At 64.8% G+C, this 21,282-nt stretch carries 21 protein-coding genes and 1 tRNA gene; 14 read left to right on the forward strand and 8 right to left on the reverse strand.

Annotated elements, in window-relative coordinates; all coding sequences use genetic code 11:
- From AC16XC_RS02280 to AC16XC_RS02300, 5 genes are all read left to right on the forward strand, one after another.
- Positions 1 to 1,062, forward strand: a 1,062-nt coding sequence (locus AC16XC_RS02280; RefSeq protein ID WP_484033014.1) for a serine hydrolase domain-containing protein, incomplete at its 5' end; no start/stop codon positions are given.
- A gap of 13 nt (positions 1,063 to 1,075) precedes the next feature.
- Positions 1,076 to 2,656, forward strand: coding sequence for a phytoene desaturase family protein (locus tag AC16XC_RS02285; RefSeq protein ID WP_484033015.1), 1,581 nt, complete (start codon positions 1,076 to 1,078; stop codon positions 2,654 to 2,656).
- Positions 2,653 to 2,865 (forward strand): hypothetical protein, encoded by a 213-nt coding sequence (locus AC16XC_RS02290; protein WP_484033016.1) that lies wholly within the window; start codon positions 2,653 to 2,655, stop codon positions 2,863 to 2,865. Before AC16XC_RS02285 ends, AC16XC_RS02290 begins: the two co-directional genes overlap by 4 nt.
- Entirely contained in the window at positions 2,862 to 3,650 is a 789-nt protein-coding gene (locus tag AC16XC_RS02295; RefSeq protein WP_484033017.1) for an SDR family NAD(P)-dependent oxidoreductase, read from the forward strand. Before AC16XC_RS02290 ends, AC16XC_RS02295 begins: the two co-directional genes overlap by 4 nt.
- A 130-nt stretch (positions 3,651 to 3,780) precedes the next feature.
- Positions 3,781 to 4,503: a PilZ domain-containing protein gene (locus AC16XC_RS02300; RefSeq protein ID WP_484033018.1), complete on the forward strand. Its 723-nt coding sequence runs from the start codon at positions 3,781 to 3,783 to the stop codon at positions 4,501 to 4,503.
- A 3-nt stretch (positions 4,504 to 4,506) separates the two neighbouring features.
- Here AC16XC_RS02300 and AC16XC_RS02305 read toward each other — a convergent pair whose 3' ends face one another.
- The 7 genes from AC16XC_RS02305 to AC16XC_RS02335 all read right to left on the reverse strand — a co-directional run bounded on the left by AC16XC_RS02305 (position 4,507) and on the right by AC16XC_RS02335 (position 11,558).
- Positions 4,507 to 5,400 (reverse strand): NAD(P)-dependent oxidoreductase, encoded by an 894-nt coding sequence (locus AC16XC_RS02305; RefSeq protein ID WP_484033019.1) that lies wholly within the window; start codon positions 5,398 to 5,400, stop codon positions 4,507 to 4,509.
- The gene (locus AC16XC_RS02310; RefSeq protein ID WP_484033020.1) at positions 5,397 to 6,209 is read right to left on the reverse strand and encodes an N-acyl homoserine lactonase family protein; all 813 of its coding nucleotides are present in this window, start codon (positions 6,207 to 6,209) and stop codon (positions 5,397 to 5,399) included. The genes AC16XC_RS02305 and AC16XC_RS02310 overlap by 4 nt, the downstream gene beginning before the upstream one ends.
- 4 nt (positions 6,210 to 6,213) lie before the next feature.
- On the reverse strand, positions 6,214 to 7,395 hold the full coding sequence (locus tag AC16XC_RS02315; protein ID WP_484033021.1) for a cytochrome P450: 1,182 nt from the start codon (positions 7,393 to 7,395) through the stop codon (positions 6,214 to 6,216).
- Between the two features lie 154 nt (positions 7,396 to 7,549).
- Positions 7,550 to 8,458, reverse strand: coding sequence for an MBL fold metallo-hydrolase (locus AC16XC_RS02320; protein WP_484033022.1), 909 nt, complete (start codon positions 8,456 to 8,458; stop codon positions 7,550 to 7,552).
- Positions 8,459 to 8,474: 16 nt separating this feature from the next.
- Complete coding sequence (locus AC16XC_RS02325; protein WP_484033023.1) at positions 8,475 to 10,118, reverse strand: GMC family oxidoreductase; 1,644 nt, start codon at positions 10,116 to 10,118, stop codon at positions 8,475 to 8,477.
- Positions 10,119 to 10,329: 211 nt separating this feature from the next.
- Positions 10,330 to 10,701: a c-type cytochrome gene (locus tag AC16XC_RS02330; RefSeq protein WP_484033024.1), complete on the reverse strand. Its 372-nt coding sequence runs from the start codon at positions 10,699 to 10,701 to the stop codon at positions 10,330 to 10,332.
- 65 nt (positions 10,702 to 10,766) lie between these two features.
- Positions 10,767 to 11,558, reverse strand: a complete 792-nt coding sequence (locus AC16XC_RS02335) for a citryl-CoA lyase (protein ID WP_484033025.1) — start codon at positions 11,556 to 11,558, stop codon at positions 10,767 to 10,769.
- A 202-nt stretch (positions 11,559 to 11,760) separates the two neighbouring features.
- Between AC16XC_RS02335 and AC16XC_RS02340 the strand changes: the two genes are divergently transcribed.
- The 9 genes from AC16XC_RS02340 (at position 11,761) to AC16XC_RS02380 (ending at position 20,765) form a co-directional block, all read left to right on the forward strand.
- Positions 11,761 to 12,312 carry a VOC family protein gene (locus tag AC16XC_RS02340; RefSeq protein ID WP_484033026.1) on the forward strand — a complete coding sequence of 184 codons (552 nt, stop codon included), beginning with the start codon at positions 11,761 to 11,763 and terminating at the stop codon, positions 12,310 to 12,312.
- On the forward strand, positions 12,312 to 13,343 hold the full coding sequence (locus AC16XC_RS02345; RefSeq protein ID WP_484033027.1) for a 5-methyltetrahydropteroyltriglutamate--homocysteine methyltransferase: 1,032 nt from the start codon (positions 12,312 to 12,314) through the stop codon (positions 13,341 to 13,343). Before AC16XC_RS02340 ends, AC16XC_RS02345 begins: the two co-directional genes overlap by 1 nt.
- The gene (locus tag AC16XC_RS02350) at positions 13,340 to 14,461 is read left to right on the forward strand and encodes a cobalamin-independent methionine synthase II family protein (RefSeq protein ID WP_484033028.1); all 1,122 of its coding nucleotides are present in this window, start codon (positions 13,340 to 13,342) and stop codon (positions 14,459 to 14,461) included. The genes AC16XC_RS02345 and AC16XC_RS02350 overlap by 4 nt, the downstream gene beginning before the upstream one ends.
- 33 nt (positions 14,462 to 14,494) lie before the next feature.
- Positions 14,495 to 14,580, forward strand: a tRNA-Leu gene (locus AC16XC_RS02355).
- Positions 14,581 to 14,734: 154 nt separating this feature from the next.
- Entirely contained in the window at positions 14,735 to 15,409 is a 675-nt protein-coding gene (locus tag AC16XC_RS02360) for a PilZ domain-containing protein (RefSeq protein ID WP_484033029.1), read from the forward strand.
- Positions 15,410 to 15,476: 67 nt separating this feature from the next.
- Positions 15,477 to 17,069, forward strand: coding sequence for an NAD(P)/FAD-dependent oxidoreductase (locus tag AC16XC_RS02365; RefSeq protein ID WP_484033030.1), 1,593 nt, complete (start codon positions 15,477 to 15,479; stop codon positions 17,067 to 17,069).
- 1 nt (position 17,070) lies between these two features.
- Positions 17,071 to 18,516: a sulfatase-like hydrolase/transferase gene (locus AC16XC_RS02370; protein WP_484033031.1), complete on the forward strand. Its 1,446-nt coding sequence runs from the start codon at positions 17,071 to 17,073 to the stop codon at positions 18,514 to 18,516.
- A gap of 6 nt (positions 18,517 to 18,522) precedes the next feature.
- Positions 18,523 to 18,987 carry a GtrA family protein gene (locus AC16XC_RS02375; protein ID WP_484033032.1) on the forward strand — a complete coding sequence of 155 codons (465 nt, stop codon included), beginning with the start codon at positions 18,523 to 18,525 and terminating at the stop codon, positions 18,985 to 18,987.
- Complete coding sequence (locus AC16XC_RS02380) at positions 18,984 to 20,765, forward strand: hypothetical protein (protein ID WP_484033033.1); 1,782 nt, start codon at positions 18,984 to 18,986, stop codon at positions 20,763 to 20,765. The genes AC16XC_RS02375 and AC16XC_RS02380 overlap by 4 nt, the downstream gene beginning before the upstream one ends.
- Here AC16XC_RS02380 and msrB read toward each other — a convergent pair.
- Positions 20,762 to 21,265 carry a peptide-methionine (R)-S-oxide reductase MsrB gene (msrB, locus tag AC16XC_RS02385; protein WP_484033034.1) on the reverse strand — a complete coding sequence of 168 codons (504 nt, stop codon included), beginning with the start codon at positions 21,263 to 21,265 and terminating at the stop codon, positions 20,762 to 20,764. The two genes, AC16XC_RS02380 and msrB, sit on opposite strands and share 4 nt — an antisense overlap.
- Positions 21,266 to 21,282: the final 17 nt, after the last annotated feature.

The following is a 21,282-nucleotide window of genomic DNA, read 5'->3' on the forward strand; positions in this document are numbered from 1 at the left end:
GTGCTCACGGTCGGGCGCGGCGGGGTGGTGGTGTTCGAGGAAGCGCTCGGGGCGGAGGATTCGGCGGGCGAACGGCCCTTGAGGCTCGACAATGTCTTCTCGATCTTTTCGACCACCAAGGCCTTCACCAACGTCCTCATCCTGCGGGCGATCGAGCAGGGCCGATTTGCGCTGACGACCAAGGTCAGGGACGTGCTGCCCGAATTCACCGGCGCCCCGCGCGAGGAGGCGACCTTCTTCCACCTGCTTACACACACGGCCGGGATGCCGGGCGTGTGGACGCCGCTGGAAGGGATGTTCCTCGACCGGCTCGACGAATTGTTCGAGGCCAGCATCGCCAATGTCCATGGCGCGGTGCCGCCCGGCACCCGCTGCGACTATTCGCCGCTGGTCAACCATGTGCTGCTGGGCATGGCGCTGGTCCGCACCGATCCCGCGGGACGCAACTACCGGACCCTGCTCAAGGAGGATTTGTTCGATCCGCTCGGCATGAACTCGACCTCGATGGGGCTGCGGGCGGACTTGAAGCCCCGCCATGTCCGCCCCGACATGCGCGGGACCGTCCCGATCAAGCATTTGTCGCGCAATATCGCGGGCGATCACGCACTGTTCGAGGACCCTGAAGTCGAAGCGCCGCATGTCGGTTGCGCCTCGACCTCGGGCGACCTCTATCGCTTCTGCGAAATGCTGCGGCGCGGCGGGGAACTCGACGGCAGGCGCATCCTCTCGCCCGCGATGATCAAGCTGGCGAGCCAGGTCCATACCGGCGCCATGCCCAACGAGCTCTACAAGCGCGTCGCCGAGAATGCCGGCTGGGCGGTCCCGCCCGCCAACCAGGGGCTCGGCTTCCAGGTGCGCGGAACGGGCGTGTTCCATCATTTGTTCGGCACGCTCGCGAGTCCGCATACGATCGGCAATTACGGCGCGGGAAGCACTGTGTTCTGGGTCGATCCCGAGCGCGATGTCAGTTTCGCGATGTGCAGCGCCGGGGTGATGACCCAGGCGGCCAATATCGAGCGCTGCCAGAAGCTGGCCGATATCGTCCATTCGGCTTGCGTGTAAGAGGAAGGCAAGAATGAGCGACGCGGATATCATTGCCATCGGCTCGGGCCATAACGGGCTGGTCGCGGCGGCCTACCTCGCGGTCGCGGGCAAGCGCGTGCTGGTGCTCGAGCGCAATGAATGGTTCGGCGGCGGCTGCGTCACCCGCGAACTCACCCGGCCGGGCTTTCATCATGACCAGCATTCGATGAGCCACATCTTCATCCAGGGCAATCCGTTGCTGCTTAACGACGAGCTTGGCCTCCACGGCAAATACGGCCTCAAATATGTCCGTCCCGATGTGCCGATGATGTCGGTGTGGGAAGATGGCGCGACCCTGCCGCTCCATCGCGACCCGGCCAAATCCGCCGAGGCGATCCGCAGGTTCTCCGAAAAGGACGCCGAGACTTTCCTCGCCATGAGCCGCCAGGCCGCCGAATGGCTGCCGATGATCCAGGCTTCGCTCTACACCCCGCCGATGCCGCTGGGCGCATCGACCGCGATGATGGACCAGAGCGCCGAAGGCCGCGAAATCTGGCGGACGATGCAGGTTTCGACCAAGGACTTGATGGACGAGCTGTTCGTACACGAGAAGGTCAAGGCGCATTTCGGGCGGGTCGCGGGCGAGAACCTCGTCAGCCCTGACGAGAAGGCGACCGGGATCGGGGCCTATGTGTTTTTGGGGTTCCTTGAAAAGTTCGGTTTCGGGGTGCCAGTCGGCGGCTCGGGCAGCCTGACCGACGCGCTGATCGCCTGTATCGAGGATCATGGCGGCAAGGTGATTGCCGGGGCCGAAGTGCGTGAAGTGACGTCCAACGGCAGCCGCGCGAGCGGCGTGGTGCTCGACGACGGGACGCGCTACACTGCCAAGGACGGTATTATCGGGGCGATCCATCCGCATATATTGCCCGAACTGGTGCCCTCGCTGCCCGCCGCGATCGCCCGCCACGCCAGGCGCACCCACATCACCGACGCCGCCTGCTTCACCGTCCATGCCGCGCTCGACGCGCCGCTCAAATTCAAGGCGAAGACGGCGCAGGGGGAGGAGTTGTCGGCGGTGATGTACGAGCTGATGCCCGCCAGCTACGAGGATATGCGCCGCGCTTTCGACGAGCTCCGCTACGGCAATTTCAGCCCCACTCCGCTGGTCGGAATCGGTTCGCTCACCCAGCACGATCCCTCGCGCTGCCCCGAAGGCAAGGCGATCTTCCACGCTTGGGACTACGTACCTTACGAACGCAAGGACGGCCGCAGCTGGGACGAAGCCAAGGGCGAATTCGCCGAGAAGATGATCGCGCGGATGGGCGATTTCATCGAAAACGTCCCCGATGTGATCCTCGATTACCATTGCGACTCGCCTGTCGACATGGAGCGCACCAGCCCCAGTTTCTTCCGCGGCGACCTCCATGGCATCGCCACCACCACCTACCAGTCCGGCGCCCACCGCCCGACGCCCGAACTCGGCCAGTATCGCGTACCGGGGGTCGCAGGGCTGTACCTTGTCGGGCCGTTCCAGCATCCGGGCGGCGGGGTGTTCGGTGCGGGCCGGGCGACCGCGCAGGTGATGTGCGAGGATTTGGGCGTCGATTTCGACAGCATTCGGGTGGCGCTATGAAGATCTATTCCGCCGACAAGAGCGAGCTGATGGACGTCGCTGCGATCGAGCGCAAGGGCAACGATCTCGTGCTCAAGGGCAAGGTCTTCGGGACCATGCCGATGACCGCAACGCTTACCCCGGAACAAGCACGCGCAGCCTTCAAGCTACTGAATTTCAAGCTTATCCTCTTCCTCTTCACCCTCCCATTCAGGACATCCAAGCCATGACAAGACGTCACGAAGGCAAGAGCATGCTGGTCACCGGCGCCGCCGGAGCGATCGGCTTCGCAACCTGCGAAATCCTCGCCCGCGAAGGCGCGCGCGTGTTCATGGTCGATATCGTCGAGGGCGGGCTCGCCGAACGGGTCGAAGCGCTGAAAGCTGCCGGCTACGACGCGATCGGCCAGGTCGCGGACGTCTCCGACGAAGCGGCGACGATCGGCTATGCCGAGGCTGCGCTCGATGCCTTTGGCCAGATCGACGGGTTCTTCAACAATGCCGGGATCGAAGGCGTGCTGTCGCCGACCCACACCTATCCGGTCGACCAGTTCGACAAGGTCCTGCGGGTCAATTTGCGCGGCATGTTCCTTGGCCTGCGCTACGTCCTGCCCGACATGGTTCGCCGCGGTTCGGGAGCGGTGGTCAATACTGCCTCGATCGGTTCGGAACGCGGGCTGGCAGGAGCCTGCGCCTACAACGCCGCCAAGCATGGCGCGGTCGGGCTGACCCGAACCGCAGCCAGCGAGGTGGCGCAGCTGGGCGTCCGCGTAAACTGCGTGATGCCGGGCGTGATCGAGACCCCGCTGCTGGTCGGAATGCTCGAGCAGATGTTCGATTCGGTCGAAGCCGGGATGGAAAAGCTCGGCCAGACCGCGACCCTCAACCGCGTTGGCCAGCCGCGCGAGGTCGGCGATGTCGTCAGCTTCCTGCTTTCGGACGAAGCGAGCTATGTCAACGGCGCCAAATGGGAGATCGACGGCGGCGCGCTGGCGACCATCCGCAACGATATCTGAATCGCCCGGTAACCATCATTCGGCCGCGGGGTAAGCGCTACTTAACTCTCTCGCTTTAGCCCTGCTTCGGATGCGGCCGTTAGGCTGCACCCAGCTCGCGGACAGGGGGGCGAATCCGGTTATGACACCAGTGCCCGAATCCACGGCACAGCAGGAGGAATCCTGCACGGAAGCCGGCGGCACAGTCGCACCGCTTCCCCTGCCCATGGATCGCAAGCATGAGCGGTCGGCCCCGGTCGCGGAATTGCATGACGATCGCCGCGCCTCGCCGCGTTTCACCCTGCTGATCCAGACCGCCAAGCTGATCTCGCATCACGGGGAATTTCTCTGCATCGTCCGCGACGCTTCCGAAGAAGGCGTTCGCGTGCGCCATTTCGGCTTCCTCCCGCCGGACGAATATATCGAGTTCCAGCTCGCCAATGGCGAGAAGTTCACTGTCCAGCTCGTGTGGCAGAACGAGGAATATGCCGGGCTGAAATTCAACAACGACGTCAGGCTCGACCGGATCGTCAAGCTCTCGAACGGCAACCTGCCCAAGCGGCAATTGCGGCTCGAAACGCAGCTCCAGGGCAGCCTGCGCTTTTCCGACATCAATTGCGACGTCACGATCCGCAACCTTTCGCAGCAGGGCGCTTGCATCGAGAGCGAAGAGGTCCTGGCGGTCCACCAATTGGTGCGGATCGAAGCTGAAGACCTCGAACCGATTTTTGCCAAGGTGCGCTGGCGCAAGGCCAATATCTACGGGCTGGTGTTCGAAGAGACGCTCGGCCTGGCGAGGTTGGCCGAGATAGTCGCCCAGGCCAATGTCGCCGACAATGACGAAGCCGAACCGCTGAGTGCAAACGAGGCCTGACGATCAGGCCGCGCGTTCCGGGTCCAGCCCTGCATCCCTTTCGACAATCTTGGCCATCTCGGTAAAATCCGCGTCTTCGCCGTAGGTCTCGAGCACGCGCGTCAGCAATTCTTCGAGCCGCTCGCCGGTCGGCAGGGGCACGCCCATCGCCTTGGCCTCCTCCAGCGCCAGCCTGGTATCCTTGAGGCTGAGCGCGGCGGCAAAGCCGAAATCGAAGGTCCGGGGCAGGACCGCACGCGGCCATTTGTCGCGCGTGGCGGAGTTGGCTCCGGTCCCGGCATTCAAGACTTCGATCATCCGCGCCGGATCGAGCCCGGCTTTGATTCCGAGCGTCATCGCCTCCGCCGTGGTCGCGATCGCCGCGAGGCTGAGGAGGTTGTTGGCGAGTTTGGTCACCTGGCCCGCGCCGGGAGTCTCGCCCATATAGAAGGGTTTGCCGAGTATCTGCAGCAAGGGCTCAAGCCGGGGCCACTGCGCCTCAGGCCCTCCGGCCATGATCGCCAGCGTGCCCTGCTCCGCCCCCCTGATCCCGCCCGAGACCGGCGCGTCGAAACTGGCGATGCCCCTGGGCGTCAGCGCCTCGTGCAGCTCCAGCGCCAGCGCCGGGCCCGAGGTCGAGAGGTCGCAGATGATTGCCGGGGATCCGCCGGAAGCGATCCCTTCGCCGCCCAGTACCGCCTCGCGCACGATCGGCGGGGTCGGCAGGCTGGTAAAGACGATTGCGCACTGGGTGCCCAGCGCTGCCGCCGAGCCGGCGGCTTCGGCGCCCTTTGCGACAAGGGCATCGACGGCGTCCGCCGACAGGTCGTGCACCAGCAGCCGGTCGACCTCGCCCACCAGGCGCGCAGCCATCGGCCCGCCCATGCGGCCAAGTCCCAGAAATCCGACAGTCGTCATAGCATCTCCGCGATCGGCCTATGCGGCGGCAGGTCGACCCGCGCAATGTCGTTTTTGACAGGGAAACAGGCCAGCACCAGCGGGTCGTGGCCGGGGATCAGGTGATCGAGCGATCCTCCCGCCAGCTCCAGCGCGCGCGCTTGCGCAGCGCGATAGGCAGGCTCGTCGATAAAGATCGGGAAGGGCAGCCGGCGCGCGATATTGGCGTAAAGATGCGCCGCATCGCTGGCGAGGACGACCGTCCCGCGCTCGGTTTCGCAGCAGACAACCTGCAATCCGGCGGTGTGGCCGGCACACAGGCGCAGCGTAATGCCGGGGGCGAATTCCTCGTCGCCGTCATGGAATACCACGTGGTCGGCATAGAGCTTGCGCACCAGCTGGGCGACCGGTTCGCCATCGAAGGGCGCGCGCGTCTCATGGTTGCACATCGCGCGGCTGGTCGCGCCGGCCAGTTCGGCGTCCTGGACATGGAATTTCGCATTGGGGAACACGCCGAGCGATCCGGCATGGTCGTAATGCAGGTGGGTCAGGATCACATGTTCAACCGAGAGATGGTCGATCCCGGCATCGCGCAGGCCCTCGACCACCGGGCGAGTAAGCGTGCGACCGCGCGCCGCAGCGGTACCTTCGCCGAACCCGGTATCGACGATGACGGGCGGTTCGTCATCCGCGCGGTGGATCGCCCAGATGAAATAGTCGAGCGGCATCGGCAGGTCGTGGTCGTCGACCGGCTCGCTGAAATTGGCCGCGGCGTTCCGCTCGTGCCGCGCATAGCGGATTGCGTCGATCCGGGTGACGGGAGCAGCCATGCCGTCAGCCAAAGCGGAGCCGCACGGGCTGCCTGATCGGACCGTGGCCCACCGTGGTCATCCACGGCTCATACTCTCCCGCGATCTCGAACCCGGCGACCTCGCGCACGATCGTGCCCAGCAGCGCCTGCGCCTCGGTCTGGGCGAGCATTCGCCCGACGCAGCCGTGCACGCCATAGCCCCAGCCGAGCGAGTGTTTCGTGTCGCGCTCGATGCGATACTCTTCGGGCGCGTCCCAGAAGCGCGGATCGCGGTTGGCGGCGGCAAACATCAGCCCGACCTTGGTTCCAGCGGGGATGACGTAACCCTCGATTTCGACATCCCTTGTCGCCATGCGCCCGGCCATGCGGCTGGGCGAATCCCACCGCAGCGATTCATCGAAGGCGTTGCGCAGCAGCTTCGGATCGGCGCGCAATTTCTCGTATTCGCCCGGGAACAGCGCCCAGGCGCGGATTGCATTGGCCATGGTGAGATAGGTCGTATCGGCCCCGGCGCTGAGTACGGTCTGCAGCAGCAGCTTGGCCTCGGCCAGCGTCACCTGGCCGCGATCGGCGGCGCGGAAGAATTCCGCGCCGATGCCTGCGGGATCGATCGCGTCGCGTTCGCAGGTCGCGTTGAGCCATTCGACGACCTCGGAATAGTCGTGGCTCATCGCTTCGTCGAACAGCTCGCCCGGCGGGCCCATCGTCGCCCAGACCATTTGCGAGAAGCCGTGCATGTGATGGCGGCCTGCCTGCGGCAGGCCGAGCACGTCGGGCAGCACGCGAAAGATATAGGCCTGGGTGATGTCGCCCACCGCGTCGACCACTTCGCCTTCCTTTGCGCGGAGCTCGTCGACGAATTCCTCGGCGGCCTTCTGGAAAATGGCCTTGGCGCCTTCGAGCGCGCGCGGAGAAAGCGCATCCTGCACGACCTTGCGCACCTGGGTATGGCGCGGCGGATCGTCGGTCAGGAGGATTTCGGGGCGCGGGCTGTCGGGATCGTGCCACGGACGCGAGGTCGATGAGAAGCTTTGCCAGTCGAGCAGGCCCTTCGAGACATGCTCGTGCCGGCCGAGCATCACGACATCGTCGTGCAGGCGCACCACCGGCGCGAATTCGCGCACCTCGTCATCGACCGCGCGGGCGTTCCGCACTGCCTCGGGGGTGAAGATGTCATAGCGAAAGAGCGGGATTTCCTTGGTCATTTCGATCCTCCCCTGCAAGGGGAGGGGGACCGCACGCGAAGCGCGTGGTGGTGGGGCATTCCCCCATCGAGAGGGCGACACCCCTCCGTCAGCCGCTGCGCGGCTGCCACCTCCCCTTGCCGGGGAGGAGAGCAAGCAGAGAGCGCCCGCACGATCACAGTCCCAGTCCCCGGAACCAGTGCGCGCCCTTGCCGTCGGCGAGGATATGGCCCGCGGTCGGCTCGGCGAAATGCGCGCCGATGATGAGGACGCCGCTATCGGCATATTTCCCGACGAAGCCCATCCGGGTCTGGCGCCCCGCTTCCTTGTCGAGGTCGAAGGTCGCCTCGCGATGCGGCATCGCGCATTGCATTGGGTGATGCATCAAATCGCCGGTGATCACCGCGCGCTCGCCCCGGCTCTCGATACAGACATGGATGTGGCCCGGCGTGTGGCCATGGCTTGGCTCGCAATAGATTTCATTCGTGATGCGATGATCGGTCGCGATGAAATCGGCCATGCCCGCCGCGACGATGGGTTCAACGCATTCGACCAGATGGGTGTCCGAATGATGTCCGTCATGGCGGATATGGTTCTCCCAGGCGTCGTATTCCTTCTGCCCGAACAGGTAGCGCGCATTGGGAAAGGTCGGCTTGAAGGTGCCGGTCTCGGGGTCCTTGTAGGTATTCCACCCGACATGGTCGAAATGAAGGTGGGTGCACAGAACCGTATCGACGTCATGCCGCGTAATGCCGAGGCTTTCGAGGTCCTCGATGAAGCCTTCCGGCAGATTGCAGAACACATCGAAATCGCGCTCGCGCCCGGCGCCGATGCAGCTGTCGACCACGATGACTCGGCGTCCCCCAGAACCATTGGGGGCCTGGACGACGAATCCCTGGAAATTCATCCGCTGCTGGCCCTCGGGCGTCGCATAATGCGGGTGGAGCCAGTCCATCGCGATCACTTCCTCAGGCGTGGCCTCGGGCATGGTCATCGCGATATTGTCCTGGAAGTCCCACAATTCGACGATCCGGCTCACCGTGACGTCGCCGATCTGCCAGCTTTTCACATGTTCCTGGGCCATTGGCTTCCTCTCAACTCTATTTGTAGCGCGCCACGCTCTCGGGCGGCAATTGGGCGGCAGGTAGCGGCGGCCTGCCGAGGATAAAATCGGCGCAGCGCTCGGCGATCATCACGCAGGGCGCGTTGGTGTTGCCGCCGATAATGCTCGGCATGATCGAGGCATCGGCGATCCGCAGCCCCTGGATGCCGTTGAAGCGAAGTTGGGTGTCGACCACTGCCTCGGGATCGCTCCCCATCCGGCAGGTGCCGACCGGGTGGTGCACCGTGTAGCCGGTCTCGCGGATATAAGCGTCGAGCTCGTCGTCGGACTGGACTTTGGGGCCGGGCGCAACTTCGGCGCCATCATATTTGGCGAAGGCCTCGCTGGCGAACACCTTGCGCGCGATCTTGAGCGCGCGGATCAGCGGGTGGATATCCTCGGGCTCGCCAAGCAGCCTGGGGTCGATCAGCGGCGCGGCGGCGGGGTCGGGGCTCGCCAGCCGGACCGTGCCGCGCGCCTTGGGGTAAAGCGCGACCGGGCTGATCGCATAGCCATGGCCGACCGGGAACGGCACGCCCTTCACCGTCAGCCGCCTGGCCGGCTGGAACACGAATTGCACGTCGGGCCGGCTGAGCGATGGATCGGTTCTAAGGAAGGCGACGCTTTCGAACACGTTGCCGGCGAGCGGACCCTTGCGGGTGGCGAGGTACCAGATGAACCAGAAGACATCGCGCGGCAACGCCTGCCAACTGATGCCATAAGAGGTCGGATCGCTGGTCTCCATATGAAGCGGCGAAGCCACATGGTCGTGATAGTTCGCGCCCACCCCTTGCACGTCGCTTACAATGTCGATGCCGAGCTCTTGCAGGTGCGCTCCAGGGCCGATGCCGGAGAGCATCAGGATCTGCGGAGTCTGGACCGTCCCGGCGCACAGGATCACTTCGCGGCGGGCAGAAATCACCCGCCCGTCGATGAGTTCGACGCCGGTGGCGCGCCCGTCGCGGACCAGCACCCGCTTGACCGGCGCGTCGGTCTGGACATGGACCTTGCCCGCCGCCGCGGCGGGCCGCAGCATCTGGATCGACGTGCTCTGGCGGCGGCCCTTGCCGATCAGCCCCTGGCGCCGGCCATAGCCTTCCGGATTGGGCCCGTTGAAATCGGGGCAGGCGGGGAATTGCAGCGAGGCGAGCCCTTCCATGAAGGCGTAATTGAGCTCGTTTGGCCCGTCGACATGCTTGACGTTGATCGGGCCCCCGTGGCCGTGAAACACGCTTTCGGGATAGTTCTCGTTATGCTCGGTGCGGGTGAAATAGGGCAGTACTTCGCGATAGGACCAGCCATGGCAGCCGGCGTCCGACCAGTCGTCGTAATCGGTCGGATGGCCGCGGAAATAGACCATCCCGTTGATACTGCCCGATCCGCCCAGCACCCTGCCGCGCGGCACCGGGATTTGCCGGTTCGCCATGCCCGGCTGGGGCACGGTGGCGAAGTTCCAGTTGGTCGGCTTGCGCTGGATTGCGGCGGCGACGAAACTCGGGACGTGGATGAAGGGATGGGTGTCGTGTCCGCCTGCTTCGAGGAGGCACGTCGTCGTGCCCTCGTCCTCGCCTAGCCGCGCCGCGAGGCATGCTCCCGAGGACCCGCCTCCAACCACCACAAAGTCGAATTCTGCTGCCGGCATCCGCTGCTCCCGCTCGCCACTCTGCGAGGGGAGAACAGGGTTGGCAAGCGGGGAGTGAAGTTCACCCTACCGGCGTCATGCTGAACTTGTTTCAGCATCCATCGCGCCACAAGGAACCTTTGTCAGTCGCGAGAAATGGACTCTGAAACGAGTTCAGGGTGACGATGTTTGGCGGAACAATGCAATCTGCGGCGCGATGTTCTCCCCAGGGTCAGCTTGCCGGTTCCTCGGACTGCTGGCGGATCATGTAGAGCACCAGCGAATCGACCCTGTGCGGCTCGAGATGGAATCCCATTTCGGCCGGATAATTGTGCCCGTCCCTGAGCCAGGCGGCCAGCATTTCGGGCGTCATGCCCGGCCGGTTGACGATCTCGCGGAAGGATGGCGCGTCGGGGTTCGGGGATTCCCGGTCGAGGAACAATTCATGGCAGCTCGCGCAATTGTCCCGCGCGATCAGCATCCCCATCGAGGCACTGGGTTCGTAAGGTGCCTCGCCTTCGGGCGTGGTTTCGCATGCGGATAGCGCGAGCGACGCGAAAGGCAGGCCAACCAAGGCTGCGAACTTGTGTGCTTTCATGGTCATAGTCGGCCTCCCTTCAGCACGCGTGTCTCACGTTGCAGGCCGGAGCGGGACAATGGCAAGGGTCTTCAGCCTCTTTCCGGCCCATCATACTCGATCGCCTCGGCAGCCTTGCCCGAAAGGATAAATCCGATCGGTCGTTCGGCCTCCTCGGTGAGATGCGCGACCAGCCCTGCCGTCCGGCACAAAAGCGCCAGCCCCTTGAGCGCCGCGAGCGGCCAGCCGACATCGAGCATCACAGCCGGGATCGGGCCGTTGACGTTGACCGGTAGCGGCCGCCCGATCGCTTCGGGCAGCGCGTCCCTTATCGCATAAAGCATTTCGACATGCTGTCCTGCCACGCCGCGCTCTTCCGCCAGTTTCAGCAGCAGCTTGGCGCGCGGGTCGCCGTCCGAATGCTGCGGATGGCCGAAGCCGGGGATCGGTTTCTTCGCCGCCCGGAGCCGCTGGATGCCCCGCGTGGCGGCATCCTTGGCGCTGCCGCCCGCTTCCTGCCAGTCGGAGACGCAATCGACATAGAACCGCCCGGCGGCCTCGGCGCTTCCCAGCACGACCGAGCCGCAGCCGAGCAACCCGGCAGCAACTGCGCCCTGCAGCGCTTCGGGCGCGGCGGCAAAGGTCATCCGGGCGGCCACGACACTCGGCACCAGGCCATGCTCGGCCAGCGAACACAGCACAGCATTGGCGAAGAACAGCTGTTCATCATTGGGCTCGACGCCGGTCACCAGCAGCCAGAAATAGGAGGTGAAGTCCATCTGGCCGATCACGTCGCCGCACAAATCCCGGCCGCGCACAGTGATGCTGGTCGCGTCCGAGGTGCAAATCGCGCTGTATGGCTGGTCCTGCTTCCCGATCCGCATGGCTGTTCTCCCTGGAGCGCGACGCGAAAAAGTGGCTGCCGATATTTCGCATCAGTCGCGCGACCGATTACATCCGCCAAGCTATCCCTGCGCGGAAGGGCAACTGTCAAGGGAAGCCATTGAGCGAATTGCACCAGCGCGAAGCTCTGTTAAAGTCTCGCGGTTCAGCCGAGTCCCGCACCCGGCCATTGGGAGAGATCACATGAGCAAATTGCCAAGCCGCCTGCACCATACCGCCTACGTCACCAAGGACCTCGAGGCGACGCGCGCCTTCTATGAAGATATGCTTGGATTCCCGCTGGTTGCGACCTGGTGTGAGCAGGAAGAACTGTTTGGCGCGGTGCGCACCTATTGCCACTGTTTCTTCGGCTTGGGCGACGGCAGCGCGCTGGCCTTCTTCCAATTCGCGGATGACAAGGACCAGGCCGAATTCGGGCCCGATATTCCTTCGTCGCCCTTCATTCACATCGCGCTCAATGTCGACAAGGAGACTCAGGCCGAACTCGAGCGGCGGATCGAAAGTGCGGGGCTTGAACCTCCCCAGACCTATGTGCTCGATCACGGCTATTGCCGCTCGGTCTATGTCGTCGATCCCAACGGGATGATCGTCGAGTTTACCTGCGATGCCGAACATGCCGACAAGATCAATGCGATGCGCGCCAAGGACGCGCATTCGGAATTGAAGCGCTGGCTTGCGGGCGACCATCACCCCAACAACGATGTGCGGCCGCACGTGCTCGAAGCTGCCGGCTGATGGATCTTCCCCTGTTGCCGACCTCGCTGGTCGGCTCTTACGCCCAGCCCGAGTGGCTGATCGATCGCGCCAAGTTGGCCGGCCGGTTCCCGCCGCGGACCCGGCAGAAGGAGCTCTGGCGCATCCCGGAGGAATTCCTTGAGGAAGCGTGGGACGATGCCACGATCTACGCCATGCACGAGCAGGAACGGGCGGGGCTCGATATCATCACCGATGGCGAGATGCGGCGCGAAAGCTACTCCAACCGTTTCGCGACGGCCTTGAACGGGGTCGACATGGAAAACCACGGCACCGCGCTCGATCGCAGCGGCGAGCCGGTCCCGGTCCCGCGCGTGACCGGCGAGATCAGCCGGCGCCACCCGGTGCAGGTGCGCGATGTCGAGTTCATGAAGCAGCATACCGGCAAGGCGATCAAGATCACCGTGCCGGGCCCGTTCACGATGAGCCAGCAGGCGCAAGACGATTTCTACGGCGATCCGGCAGCGCTCGCGCTGGCCTATGCCGGGGCTGTCAACGAGGAAATCAGGGATCTGTTCGCCGCCGGGGCGGACATCGTCCAACTCGATGAGCCCTATATGCAGGCGCGGCCGGAAAAGGCACGCCAATACGGCCTCCAGGCGCTGGACCGCGCGCTCGATGGCGTCACCGGGACGACGGCCCTTCACATCTGTTTCGGCTATGCCCATCTGATCCACGAACGGCCCGAAGGCTACAGCTTCCTGCCCGAACTCGCTGCCAGCGAGGTGCAGCAGATTTCGATCGAGACCGCCCAGTCCAAGCTCGATACCTCGGTCCTCGAGACGCTACCGGGCAAGACCATCATCCTTGGCGTGCTCGACCTTTCGACCCACGAGGTTGAGACGCCCGAGACCGTGGCCGGGCGAATTCGCCGCGCCTTGCCGCATGTCCCGGCAGAGAAGCTTGTCGTCGCGCCCGATTGCGGGCTCAAATACCTCCCCCGCGAAGTCGCCTTCGGCAAGATGCGGGCAATGGCGCAAGGGGCGGCGATCGTTCGCGAAGAGCTGGCGTGAGCGGGTTCAAGACCACCCATACCGGGAGCCTCCCGCGACCCGAACAGCTGCTCGAACTGATGTTCGCGCGCGAGGGCGGCGAGCCGGTCGACCAGGCTGCGCTCGACGCAGCGATCGACGAGGCCACCGCCCAGGTCATCGCTCGGCAGGTCGAGGCCGGGATCAGCGTGATCGGCGACGGGGAAATGTCGAAGCCGAGCTACGCAACATATATCAAGCATCGCCTGACCGGCTTCGATGGCGAGGCCGGGCAATACGAGTTCCAGGACCTCGAGGAGTTTCCTGGCGCCAAGGCGCAGGTATTCGGCAACACCGGGCGAGCCAAGCGCTCGGCCCCGGCCTGCACTGCTCCGATCACGGTAAAGGACATGGAGGCGCCGAAGGAAGACGCCGCGCGGCTGAACCGGCTTGCCGGAGGTCACGAGACCTTCATGAGCGCGGCTTCGCCGGGCGTAACCGCGCTGTTCTTCCCCAACCGCTATTACGAGGATGACGAAGCCTATGTCTTCGCCATCGCCGAGGCCCTGCGCCACGAATACGAGGCGATCGCCGATGCCGGGATCACGCTGCAGCTCGATTGTCCGGACATGGCGATGGGCCGCCATGTCCAGTTCACTCGGCTCGACATCGATGGCTTCCGCAAAAAGCTCGAGATGAATGTCGAGGCGCTCAACCATGCGGTGCGCAATATCCCGGCGGATAGGCTGCGAATGCATCTGTGCTGGGGCAATTATCCCGGGCCGCATCATTGCGACGTTCCGCTCGCCGATATCGCCGACATCGTCTGGCAGGCGAAGCCGCAGACCGTGCTGATCGAAGGCGCCAATCCGCGCCATGCGCATGAATTCGCGTTCTTCGAGGAACACGCGCTGCCGGAAGGCAAGGTGCTGTGCCCGGGCATGGTCGAGCCGCAATCGCCCTATATCGAACACCCCGAACTGATCGCCCAGCGGATCGGACGTTATGCCGACCTGCTGGGGCGCGAGCGGGTGATGGCAGGGGTCGATTGCGGGTTTTCGGTCCATGCCGGGAGCAACACTCTCGATCCCGAAATCGTCTGGGCCAAGCTGGCCGCGCTCGCCCAAGGCGCGGCGATCGCGTCAAAGCGCTACTGGTAAGCATCGGCTTGCAGCGCTAGAGCGCGCTCGATTGCGGGCGTGGCGGAATGGTAGACGCCGGGGACTTAAAATCCCCTGAGGATTTCCTCGTGCAGGTTCGAGTCCTGCCGCCCGCACCACCCGCCTGAACTCCCGCGTCCGGTTAGGGAATCTTAGGTAATCTTGCGTAGTCCCATACTTGCCGTGTTCTAACTCGTGCGCGCGATAACGCCTGCGCAGAGCGGGGCCGGCAGGTGATTTCGGTTCCGGCTGGAGGAACCGAGGGGACGTTAGATGGGCGAATTGGCGCAGGAAACATTGGAGGAACTGGCGGTCATCGGTGATGGCGATGGCGACGAACAGCGCATTTCGCCCCGCTTTACCCTGCTGATCCGCACCGCCAAGCTGATCAGCGCCTCTGGCGAATTCCTCTGCGTGATCCGAGATGCGTCGTCGACCGGGGTCAGCATCCGCACCTTCCACCCCTTGCCGCACAATGAGCAGCTCACCCTCGAACTGCCCAATGGTGACCAGCACGCGATCGAGCGGGTCTGGGAGCGCGACGGGTCCGCCGGATTCCGCTTTTCCGTGCCGGTCGACATCGACCGGCTGTTGCAGAACAAGAGCCGCTTCCCCAAACGGCCGGTGCGCCTCAAGCTCCAGCTGCCGGCGCTGATCTCGTGCCACGGTACCACCGCCGGTGTGGTGGTTCGCAATCTTTCGCAACAGGGTGCGCGGATCGAAAGCCCGCTGCGGCTCGCGCTCGACCAGAAACTGAGGCTCGAAGCCGACCAATTGCCGATCATCCAGGCGAGCGTGCGCTGGCGCAAGGACAACGAATACGGGCTGGTCTTCTCGGATACGTTCCAGTTTGCCGAACTGGCGCGGCTTGCTTCGCGGCTGCAGGGCAATTGCACGGTCGAATGCGGGACCTGGATTTCCGTGCCGCTCGACGGGACCAATCCATAAGGGTGTTAACCATCCCCTAACCATTTTCCTTCACTCCCGGTGAAGGGGCGCGAAGTGAGGGGCATTCATGTCTGGAATCAGGGAACCGGGGGCCACAAGCGAGGTCGAAGTCGATGTCGCGATCGTCGGCGCGGGGCCGGCCGGACTGACCGCCGGATATCTCCTGACCAAGCAAGGCAAATCTGTAGCGATCATCGAGAAGGACGCGACCTATGTAGGCGGCATCAGCCGCACGGTCGAACATGAGGGCTATCGTTTCGATATCGGCGGCCACCGCTTTTTCTCGAAAAGCCAACAGGTTGTCGACCTGTGGAACGAAATCCTGCCCGACGACTTCATCCAGCGCCCGCGGATGAGCCGGATCTATTACGAGGGCAAATTCTATTCCTACCCACTGCGCGCCTTCGAGGCGCTGCGCAATCTGGGAATCTGGCGTTCGGCTGCCTGCATGGCGAGTTATGCCTGGTCCAAGCTCTTCCCGATCAGGGAGGTGAAGAGCTTCGAGGACTGGACCACCAACCAGTTCGGGCGGAAGCTCTATTCGATCTTCTTCAAGACCTACACCGAGAAGGTGTGGGGCATGCCCTGCAACGAAATGAGCGCCGACTGGGCTGCCCAGCGGATCAAGGGCCTCTCGCTGTGGGGTGCGGTAACCGACGGGCTCAAGCGCTCGCTCGGCCTCAACCGGCGGCCGAATGACGGGCAGGCGGTCAAAACGCTGCTCGAAACCTTCCGCTATCCCCGGCTTGGCCCGGGCATGATGTGGGAAGCCGCGCGCGACAAGATCGAGGCGGCCGGCGGCAAGGTCCATATGGGACACGCGCTCAAGCAGCTCGCAGCGGACGGCGAAAGCGGCTGGCGCCTGACCGCGAGCAGCGCCGGGGGCGAGCTGGTGATCACGGCCAGGCACGCGATCAGTTCGGCGCCGATGCGCGAACTGGCGGCACGCCTCCACCCGCTGCCCGATACTGCGCTCAATGCTTCGCAGCTCAGATACCGCGATTTCCTCACCGTCGCGTTGATGATCAAGGCGCAAGATCTGTTCCCGGACAACTGGATCTATATCCATGACAGCAAGGTGAAGGTCGGCCGGGTACAGAACTTCCGCTCATGGTCGCCGGAAATGGTGCCCGACCAGGAAGTCGCCTGCGTCGGCCTCGAGTATTTCTGTTTCGAGGGTGACGGGTTGTGGGCTTCGTCCGACGACGACCTGGTCGAGCTCGCGAAGGTGGAAATGGGCCTGCTGGGACTGTGCGATCCCGCAGACGTGGTCGGCGGCGCGGTCGTCCGCCAGGAGAAGGCCTACCCGGTCTATGACGAGAGCTATGCCGCCAATGTCGCGGCGATGCGGGCAGAGCTCGAGGAGAAGTTCCCGACGCTCCACCTCGTCGGCCGCAACGGGATGCACCGCTACAACAACCAGGACCACGCGATGATGACCGCGATGCTGACGGTCGAGAACATCCTCGCGGGCCGACGGATCTACGACACCTGGTGCGTCAACGAAGACGCCGAGTATCACGAGGCTGGCAACGAAGGCGCCGAAGCGGCGCTGCCGTCGCGCGAAGCGATCACCGCAGACCAGGCCGCCGCGCTCCAATCGCTGCGGGACGTGCCGCAGCGTGTGGACGCCCCCGAACGCAAACAGGACGCAGCCTGAGATGGCGACCGCAGCGCTCTCGCCGCCGCCGATTGCCGCCCGCCTCAAACGGGGGCTTACCCTGCCGTTTGCCGAAGGCGAACGGTCGGGCTTCCTTACCTGGCTGCTGGTCTGGGTCGTCGTCTTCAACGCCGGCTTCGCCCTGATGTGGATCATCGGCGCCCCACCGCGCCATGCCGAGATCGTCCTTGGCGGCGCGATCGGACTGATCGTGCGCCATCACCTACGCTGGCTGCAGTTTCTCGCCTTTATCGGATTGCTGGCCTATTCGATCCTCTCCTTCGTGGCCGGGCTGTTCAACCTGTCGCTGTCCTCGCTGCTCGCCTCGCTCAAATTCTTTCTCGAACTCGATCCGTCGCAGTCGATCGAATACATGTACGGGGCAGCGGCCCTGCTCGTGCTGGCCGGCGGCGCCTGGTTCGCCCTGCGCCGCAGGAGCGGGTTCTCCGACAACCGGCTTCTGGTTCTTGCCGTGATCGCCGTTCTCGGCGTCGCATCGCTCGATATCTGGATGGGGACGGGCATGCGCGGCCATTACAAGCGCGAAGCCGTGGCCGGGGCACCGTTCACTTCGGCCATGGAACAGTCCGACCTGGTTTCGGGTGCCGCGCCTGCGCAGCGCAACCTCATGGTGATCATGGTCGAGTCCCTCGGGGTTCCGGTGGCGAACGAGGAAATGTCGCGGCTGCTGTTCGCACGCTATCGCGACCCGGCGGTCACCGACCGGTTCGAACTCTCGACCGGCGAGACGACCTATTACAATTCGACCACAGCCGGGGAGATCCGCGAATTGTGCGGCCGCTGGGGCGATTATCACGACCTGCTCGACCGCACCGATACTGGCTGCCTGCCCGCGCAGTTGCGCGCGCAGGGCTATGATTCGATTGCCTATCACAGCTTCACCGGCGATTTCTTCGAGCGCGAGACCTGGTATCCGAATATCGGCTTCGACGAACAGGTTTTTGCCGACCGGCTGGTCGAACAGGGGACCCGCATTTGCGGCGGGGTCTTCCCCGGGGCTTGCGATCGCGACGTGCCCAAGCTGCTCGCCGAGCGGCTCAAATCCGCCGAAAAGCCGCAATTCGTCTATTGGCTGACGGTCAATTCGCACCTGCCGGTCCCGCCGAGCTACAATCTCGATGTCGATCATTGCGAGACCGTCTCGCCCAAGCTGGCGGCGGAACTGCCGATGATCTGTCGCCAGTTCGCGATCTGGGACGCGGTCGACCAGGCGCTTGTCCGCGAGATCACCGCGGCGGATTTCCCGCCGACCGATATCCTGATCGTCGGCGATCACATGCCGCCCTATTTCGACCGCCATCACCGCAAGCAGTTCGCGCCCGACCGGGTGCCATGGCTGATGCTGCGCTGGCGCGGAGGCGAGGGCACTTCGCCAGACCTGGTTCACGGTGCTACCGGCCAACCCGTCCGGGCGGATCAGGGATAGGGTGCGATGCTGGCCACCTTCTTTTCCGGTCGGCGCTCCGCTCGTGGAGAAATGACGCAAGCGGGAGCCGAGCGCCACACGCTTGAACTCCTGTTCCGCTACGGGGTGGCGAGCGCTGTTGCGCTGGCAGTCGACATGGGCAGTTTCCTGGCGCTGCTGTCGCTGGGAACCCCCGCCGCGCCGGCCTCGGCGCTGTCCTATTCGATCGGCATCCTCACCCACTGGCTGCTTTCCAGCCGCTCGGTCTTCAATGGCAGGGTTGCCGAGCGCGGACCTGCGCGAACCCGGCAAAAGGCGCTGTTCGTCGGCTCGGCGCTGGTCGGGCTTGCGCTTACGACAGGCATTGTCGGCATCGGCGATGCGCTGGGCTTCGACCCGCGGCTCGCCAAGCTGGTGGCGATCGGGGTCAGTTTTGTTTGCACCTGGCTGCTGCGGAGCCAGGTCGTGTTTCGTCACCGGAGCGGGTCGTGACGCTGCTCACCGAACGCCGCCGCTCCGCCTTCGAAGGCGAGCTGCTGCAGCGCGCGGGCCTCGCATTCCTGCTGGTCGCGGTCTTGTCCGTGCTGACCAATCTCGGTGCGATCCTCGCGCTGCGCTTCCCCGACCCCGACGACGTGCTGCGGCTCCAGCAGGTCCGCGACCTGCTCGCCGGCCAGGGCTGGTTCGATCTCACCCAGCACCGGGTCGACAGCCCCAATGGCGGCGTGCCGATGCATTGGTCGCGGCTGGTCGACATCCCGCTGGCGGCTTCGCTGCTGGTATTCACACCCTTGCTCGGCCAGTCGAGCGCGGAAGCCGTCACCCTGGTGTTGATCCCGCTGCTGACGCTTGCGATCGCGCTGCTGCTCGCCGGGCGCATTGCATGGCGCCTGATCGGTGCCGAAGCAACCGGCTTTGCCTGCCTTGCACTGGCGCTTTCGGTACCCGTGGTCAGCCAGTTGCGCCCGCTCAGGATCGATCATCACGGCTGGCAGATCGTGCTGGCGCTGGTTGCGGCGAACGGCCTCATGGCGCGCAATCCGCGCGTCGGCGGCTGGGTCATCGGCCTGGCATTGGCCGCCTGGATGTCGATTTCGCTCGAAGGCCTGCCAATGGCCGCTGCCTTCATCGGCGTGCTTGCCTTGCGCTGGCTGAAAGGCAAGACCGACCGCCAGTGGCTGTTTCACGCCATGCTGGCGCTTGCCGCGGGATCGCTGGCCCTGTTTCTCGGCACGCGCGGGGTTGGCGAGTTCGTCAATCATTGCGACGCGATCTCCCCGGTGCACTTGACGGTCTTTGCCTGGGGCGCGGTGGGCATTGCGGGGATGGCTACCTTCCGTCCGCACCCGGTCCCGTTCCAGATCATGGGTTTCGCGCTGATCGCCGCCGGGGCGCTGGCAATTGTCTATTTCGCCGCGCCGCAATGCACTTCCGGCAGCTTCTCGGCGCTCGACCCGGTGGTCCGGCAATACTGGTACAGCCACGTCATCGAAGGATTGCCGATCTGGCAGCAGCGGCCGCAAGACATCTTGCCGATCGTGGTACCGCCCTTGATCGGCCTCGTCGCGGCCATCAGGCTGGGCGCGCAAAGCACCGATTGGTTGCGCCGCTTCTGGTTCGACTACGCGCTGCTGATCGCCGCCGCCCTGGCGGTGGCGGTGTTCGTGGCGCGCGCCGGTGCGGTTGCCGGGGCGCTGGCGGCTCCGCCGCTCGGCTGGCAGATCGCCAACTGGTATCACGCCTTGCGGCGCATGCGCCGCACCGAGAAGCGGATCGCCGCCTTCGTCGCGATTGCCCTGGCGCTGGTCCCCGCCCTGCCCTTCACGCTCCTGGCCCTCGCGGTCCCGGCGAAGGCGCAGCGCGAGGCCGTCGCCATAAGCCGGGCCGCCGATTGCGATGTCCCTTCGGCGGCGCGCGAACTCGGGCAGCTCGGCCGGGCGGAAGTCCTCGCCCCGCTCGACATCAGCCCGCAGATCGTTCTCGACAGCGAGCTGAGCGTCGTCGCCACTGGCCATCATCGCGGCAACGCGGCCATGCGCGAGCTGATCACGACCTTCCTTGGAAGCTCGGCCGACGCGCGCCGCAGCCTGCGCACGCGCGGCACCAAATATGTCGCCCTGTGCCCGGGACTGGCGGAAATGGCCCAATATGCCCATCACTCGCCCGGCGGATTTGCGGCCGAGTTGCGCGCCGGCCGGGTGCCGGCATGGCTACAGCCCGTGTTTACCGAGGCCGACGGCGAGTTCCGCGTCTGGCAGGTGATCGGCTAGGCCGGCAGGAAGTCGAGCGCGACGCCGTTGATGCAATGGCGCTTGCCGGTCGGGCGCGGCCCATCGTCGAACACATGGCCAAGGTGGCCACCACAATCCGCGCAATGGACCTCGCGCCGCGGGTAGCCCAGCTTGTAGTCGGTCGAATAGCCGACCGCGCCGTCGTCGATCGGCTGCCAGAAGCTTGGCCAGCCGGTCCCGCTGTCATATTTGGTGGCGCTCGAATACAGGCGATTGGCGCATCCGGCACAAACGAAGGTGCCCTTGCGCTTCTCGTCGTTCAGCGGCGAAGTGAACGGCCGCTCGGTCGCTTCCTCGCGCAGCACGGCAAACTCGCTCGGGGTCAGCCGCTTGCGCCATTCCGCTTCGCTGTAGGAAATCCTGAACTTGCCCTTGGCCGCGGTGGCGTTCTGGCTGACGATTGCGAACCCGAAGGTCAGCGCCGCACCCGCTCCCAGCCAGCCCAGGATTCTCCGCCTCTCGGGATTGAAGTCGTACATATGCGGCTCCTCTTACA

The organism is Candidatus Andeanibacterium sp., from assembly GCF_057143545.1.

What these genes read in the sequence shown, in the direction of transcription:
- AC16XC_RS02285 (WP_484033015.1), top strand. Translation starts at nt 1,076, where the DNA reads ATGAGCGACGCGGATATCATTGCCATCGGCTCGGGCCATAACGGGCTG.
- AC16XC_RS02290 (WP_484033016.1), top strand. Translation starts at nt 2,653, where the DNA reads ATGAAGATCTATTCCGCCGACAAGAGCGAGCTGATGGACGTCGCTGCG.
- AC16XC_RS02295 (WP_484033017.1), top strand. Translation starts at nt 2,862, where the DNA reads ATGACAAGACGTCACGAAGGCAAGAGCATGCTGGTCACCGGCGCCGCC.
- AC16XC_RS02305 (WP_484033019.1), bottom strand. Translation starts at nt 5,400, where the DNA reads ATGACGACTGTCGGATTTCTGGGACTTGGCCGCATGGGCGGGCCGATG.
- AC16XC_RS02310 (WP_484033020.1), bottom strand. Translation starts at nt 6,209, where the DNA reads ATGGCTGCTCCCGTCACCCGGATCGACGCAATCCGCTATGCGCGGCAC.
- AC16XC_RS02315 (WP_484033021.1), bottom strand. Translation starts at nt 7,395, where the DNA reads ATGACCAAGGAAATCCCGCTCTTTCGCTATGACATCTTCACCCCCGAG.
- AC16XC_RS02320 (WP_484033022.1), bottom strand. Translation starts at nt 8,458, where the DNA reads ATGGCCCAGGAACATGTGAAAAGCTGGCAGATCGGCGACGTCACGGTG.
- AC16XC_RS02325 (WP_484033023.1), bottom strand. Translation starts at nt 10,118, where the DNA reads ATGCCGGCAGCAGAATTCGACTTTGTGGTGGTTGGAGGCGGGTCCTCG.
- AC16XC_RS02330 (WP_484033024.1), bottom strand. Translation starts at nt 10,701, where the DNA reads ATGACCATGAAAGCACACAAGTTCGCAGCCTTGGTTGGCCTGCCTTTC.
- AC16XC_RS02335 (WP_484033025.1), bottom strand. Translation starts at nt 11,558, where the DNA reads ATGCGGATCGGGAAGCAGGACCAGCCATACAGCGCGATTTGCACCTCG.
- AC16XC_RS02340 (WP_484033026.1), top strand. Translation starts at nt 11,761, where the DNA reads ATGAGCAAATTGCCAAGCCGCCTGCACCATACCGCCTACGTCACCAAG.
- AC16XC_RS02345 (WP_484033027.1), top strand. Translation starts at nt 12,312, where the DNA reads ATGGATCTTCCCCTGTTGCCGACCTCGCTGGTCGGCTCTTACGCCCAG.
- AC16XC_RS02360 (WP_484033029.1), top strand. Translation starts at nt 14,735, where the DNA reads ATGGGCGAATTGGCGCAGGAAACATTGGAGGAACTGGCGGTCATCGGT.
- AC16XC_RS02365 (WP_484033030.1), top strand. Translation starts at nt 15,477, where the DNA reads ATGTCTGGAATCAGGGAACCGGGGGCCACAAGCGAGGTCGAAGTCGAT.
- AC16XC_RS02370 (WP_484033031.1), top strand. Translation starts at nt 17,071, where the DNA reads ATGGCGACCGCAGCGCTCTCGCCGCCGCCGATTGCCGCCCGCCTCAAA.
- AC16XC_RS02375 (WP_484033032.1), top strand. Translation starts at nt 18,523, where the DNA reads ATGCTGGCCACCTTCTTTTCCGGTCGGCGCTCCGCTCGTGGAGAAATG.
- msrB (WP_484033034.1), bottom strand. Translation starts at nt 21,265, where the DNA reads ATGTACGACTTCAATCCCGAGAGGCGGAGAATCCTGGGCTGGCTGGGA.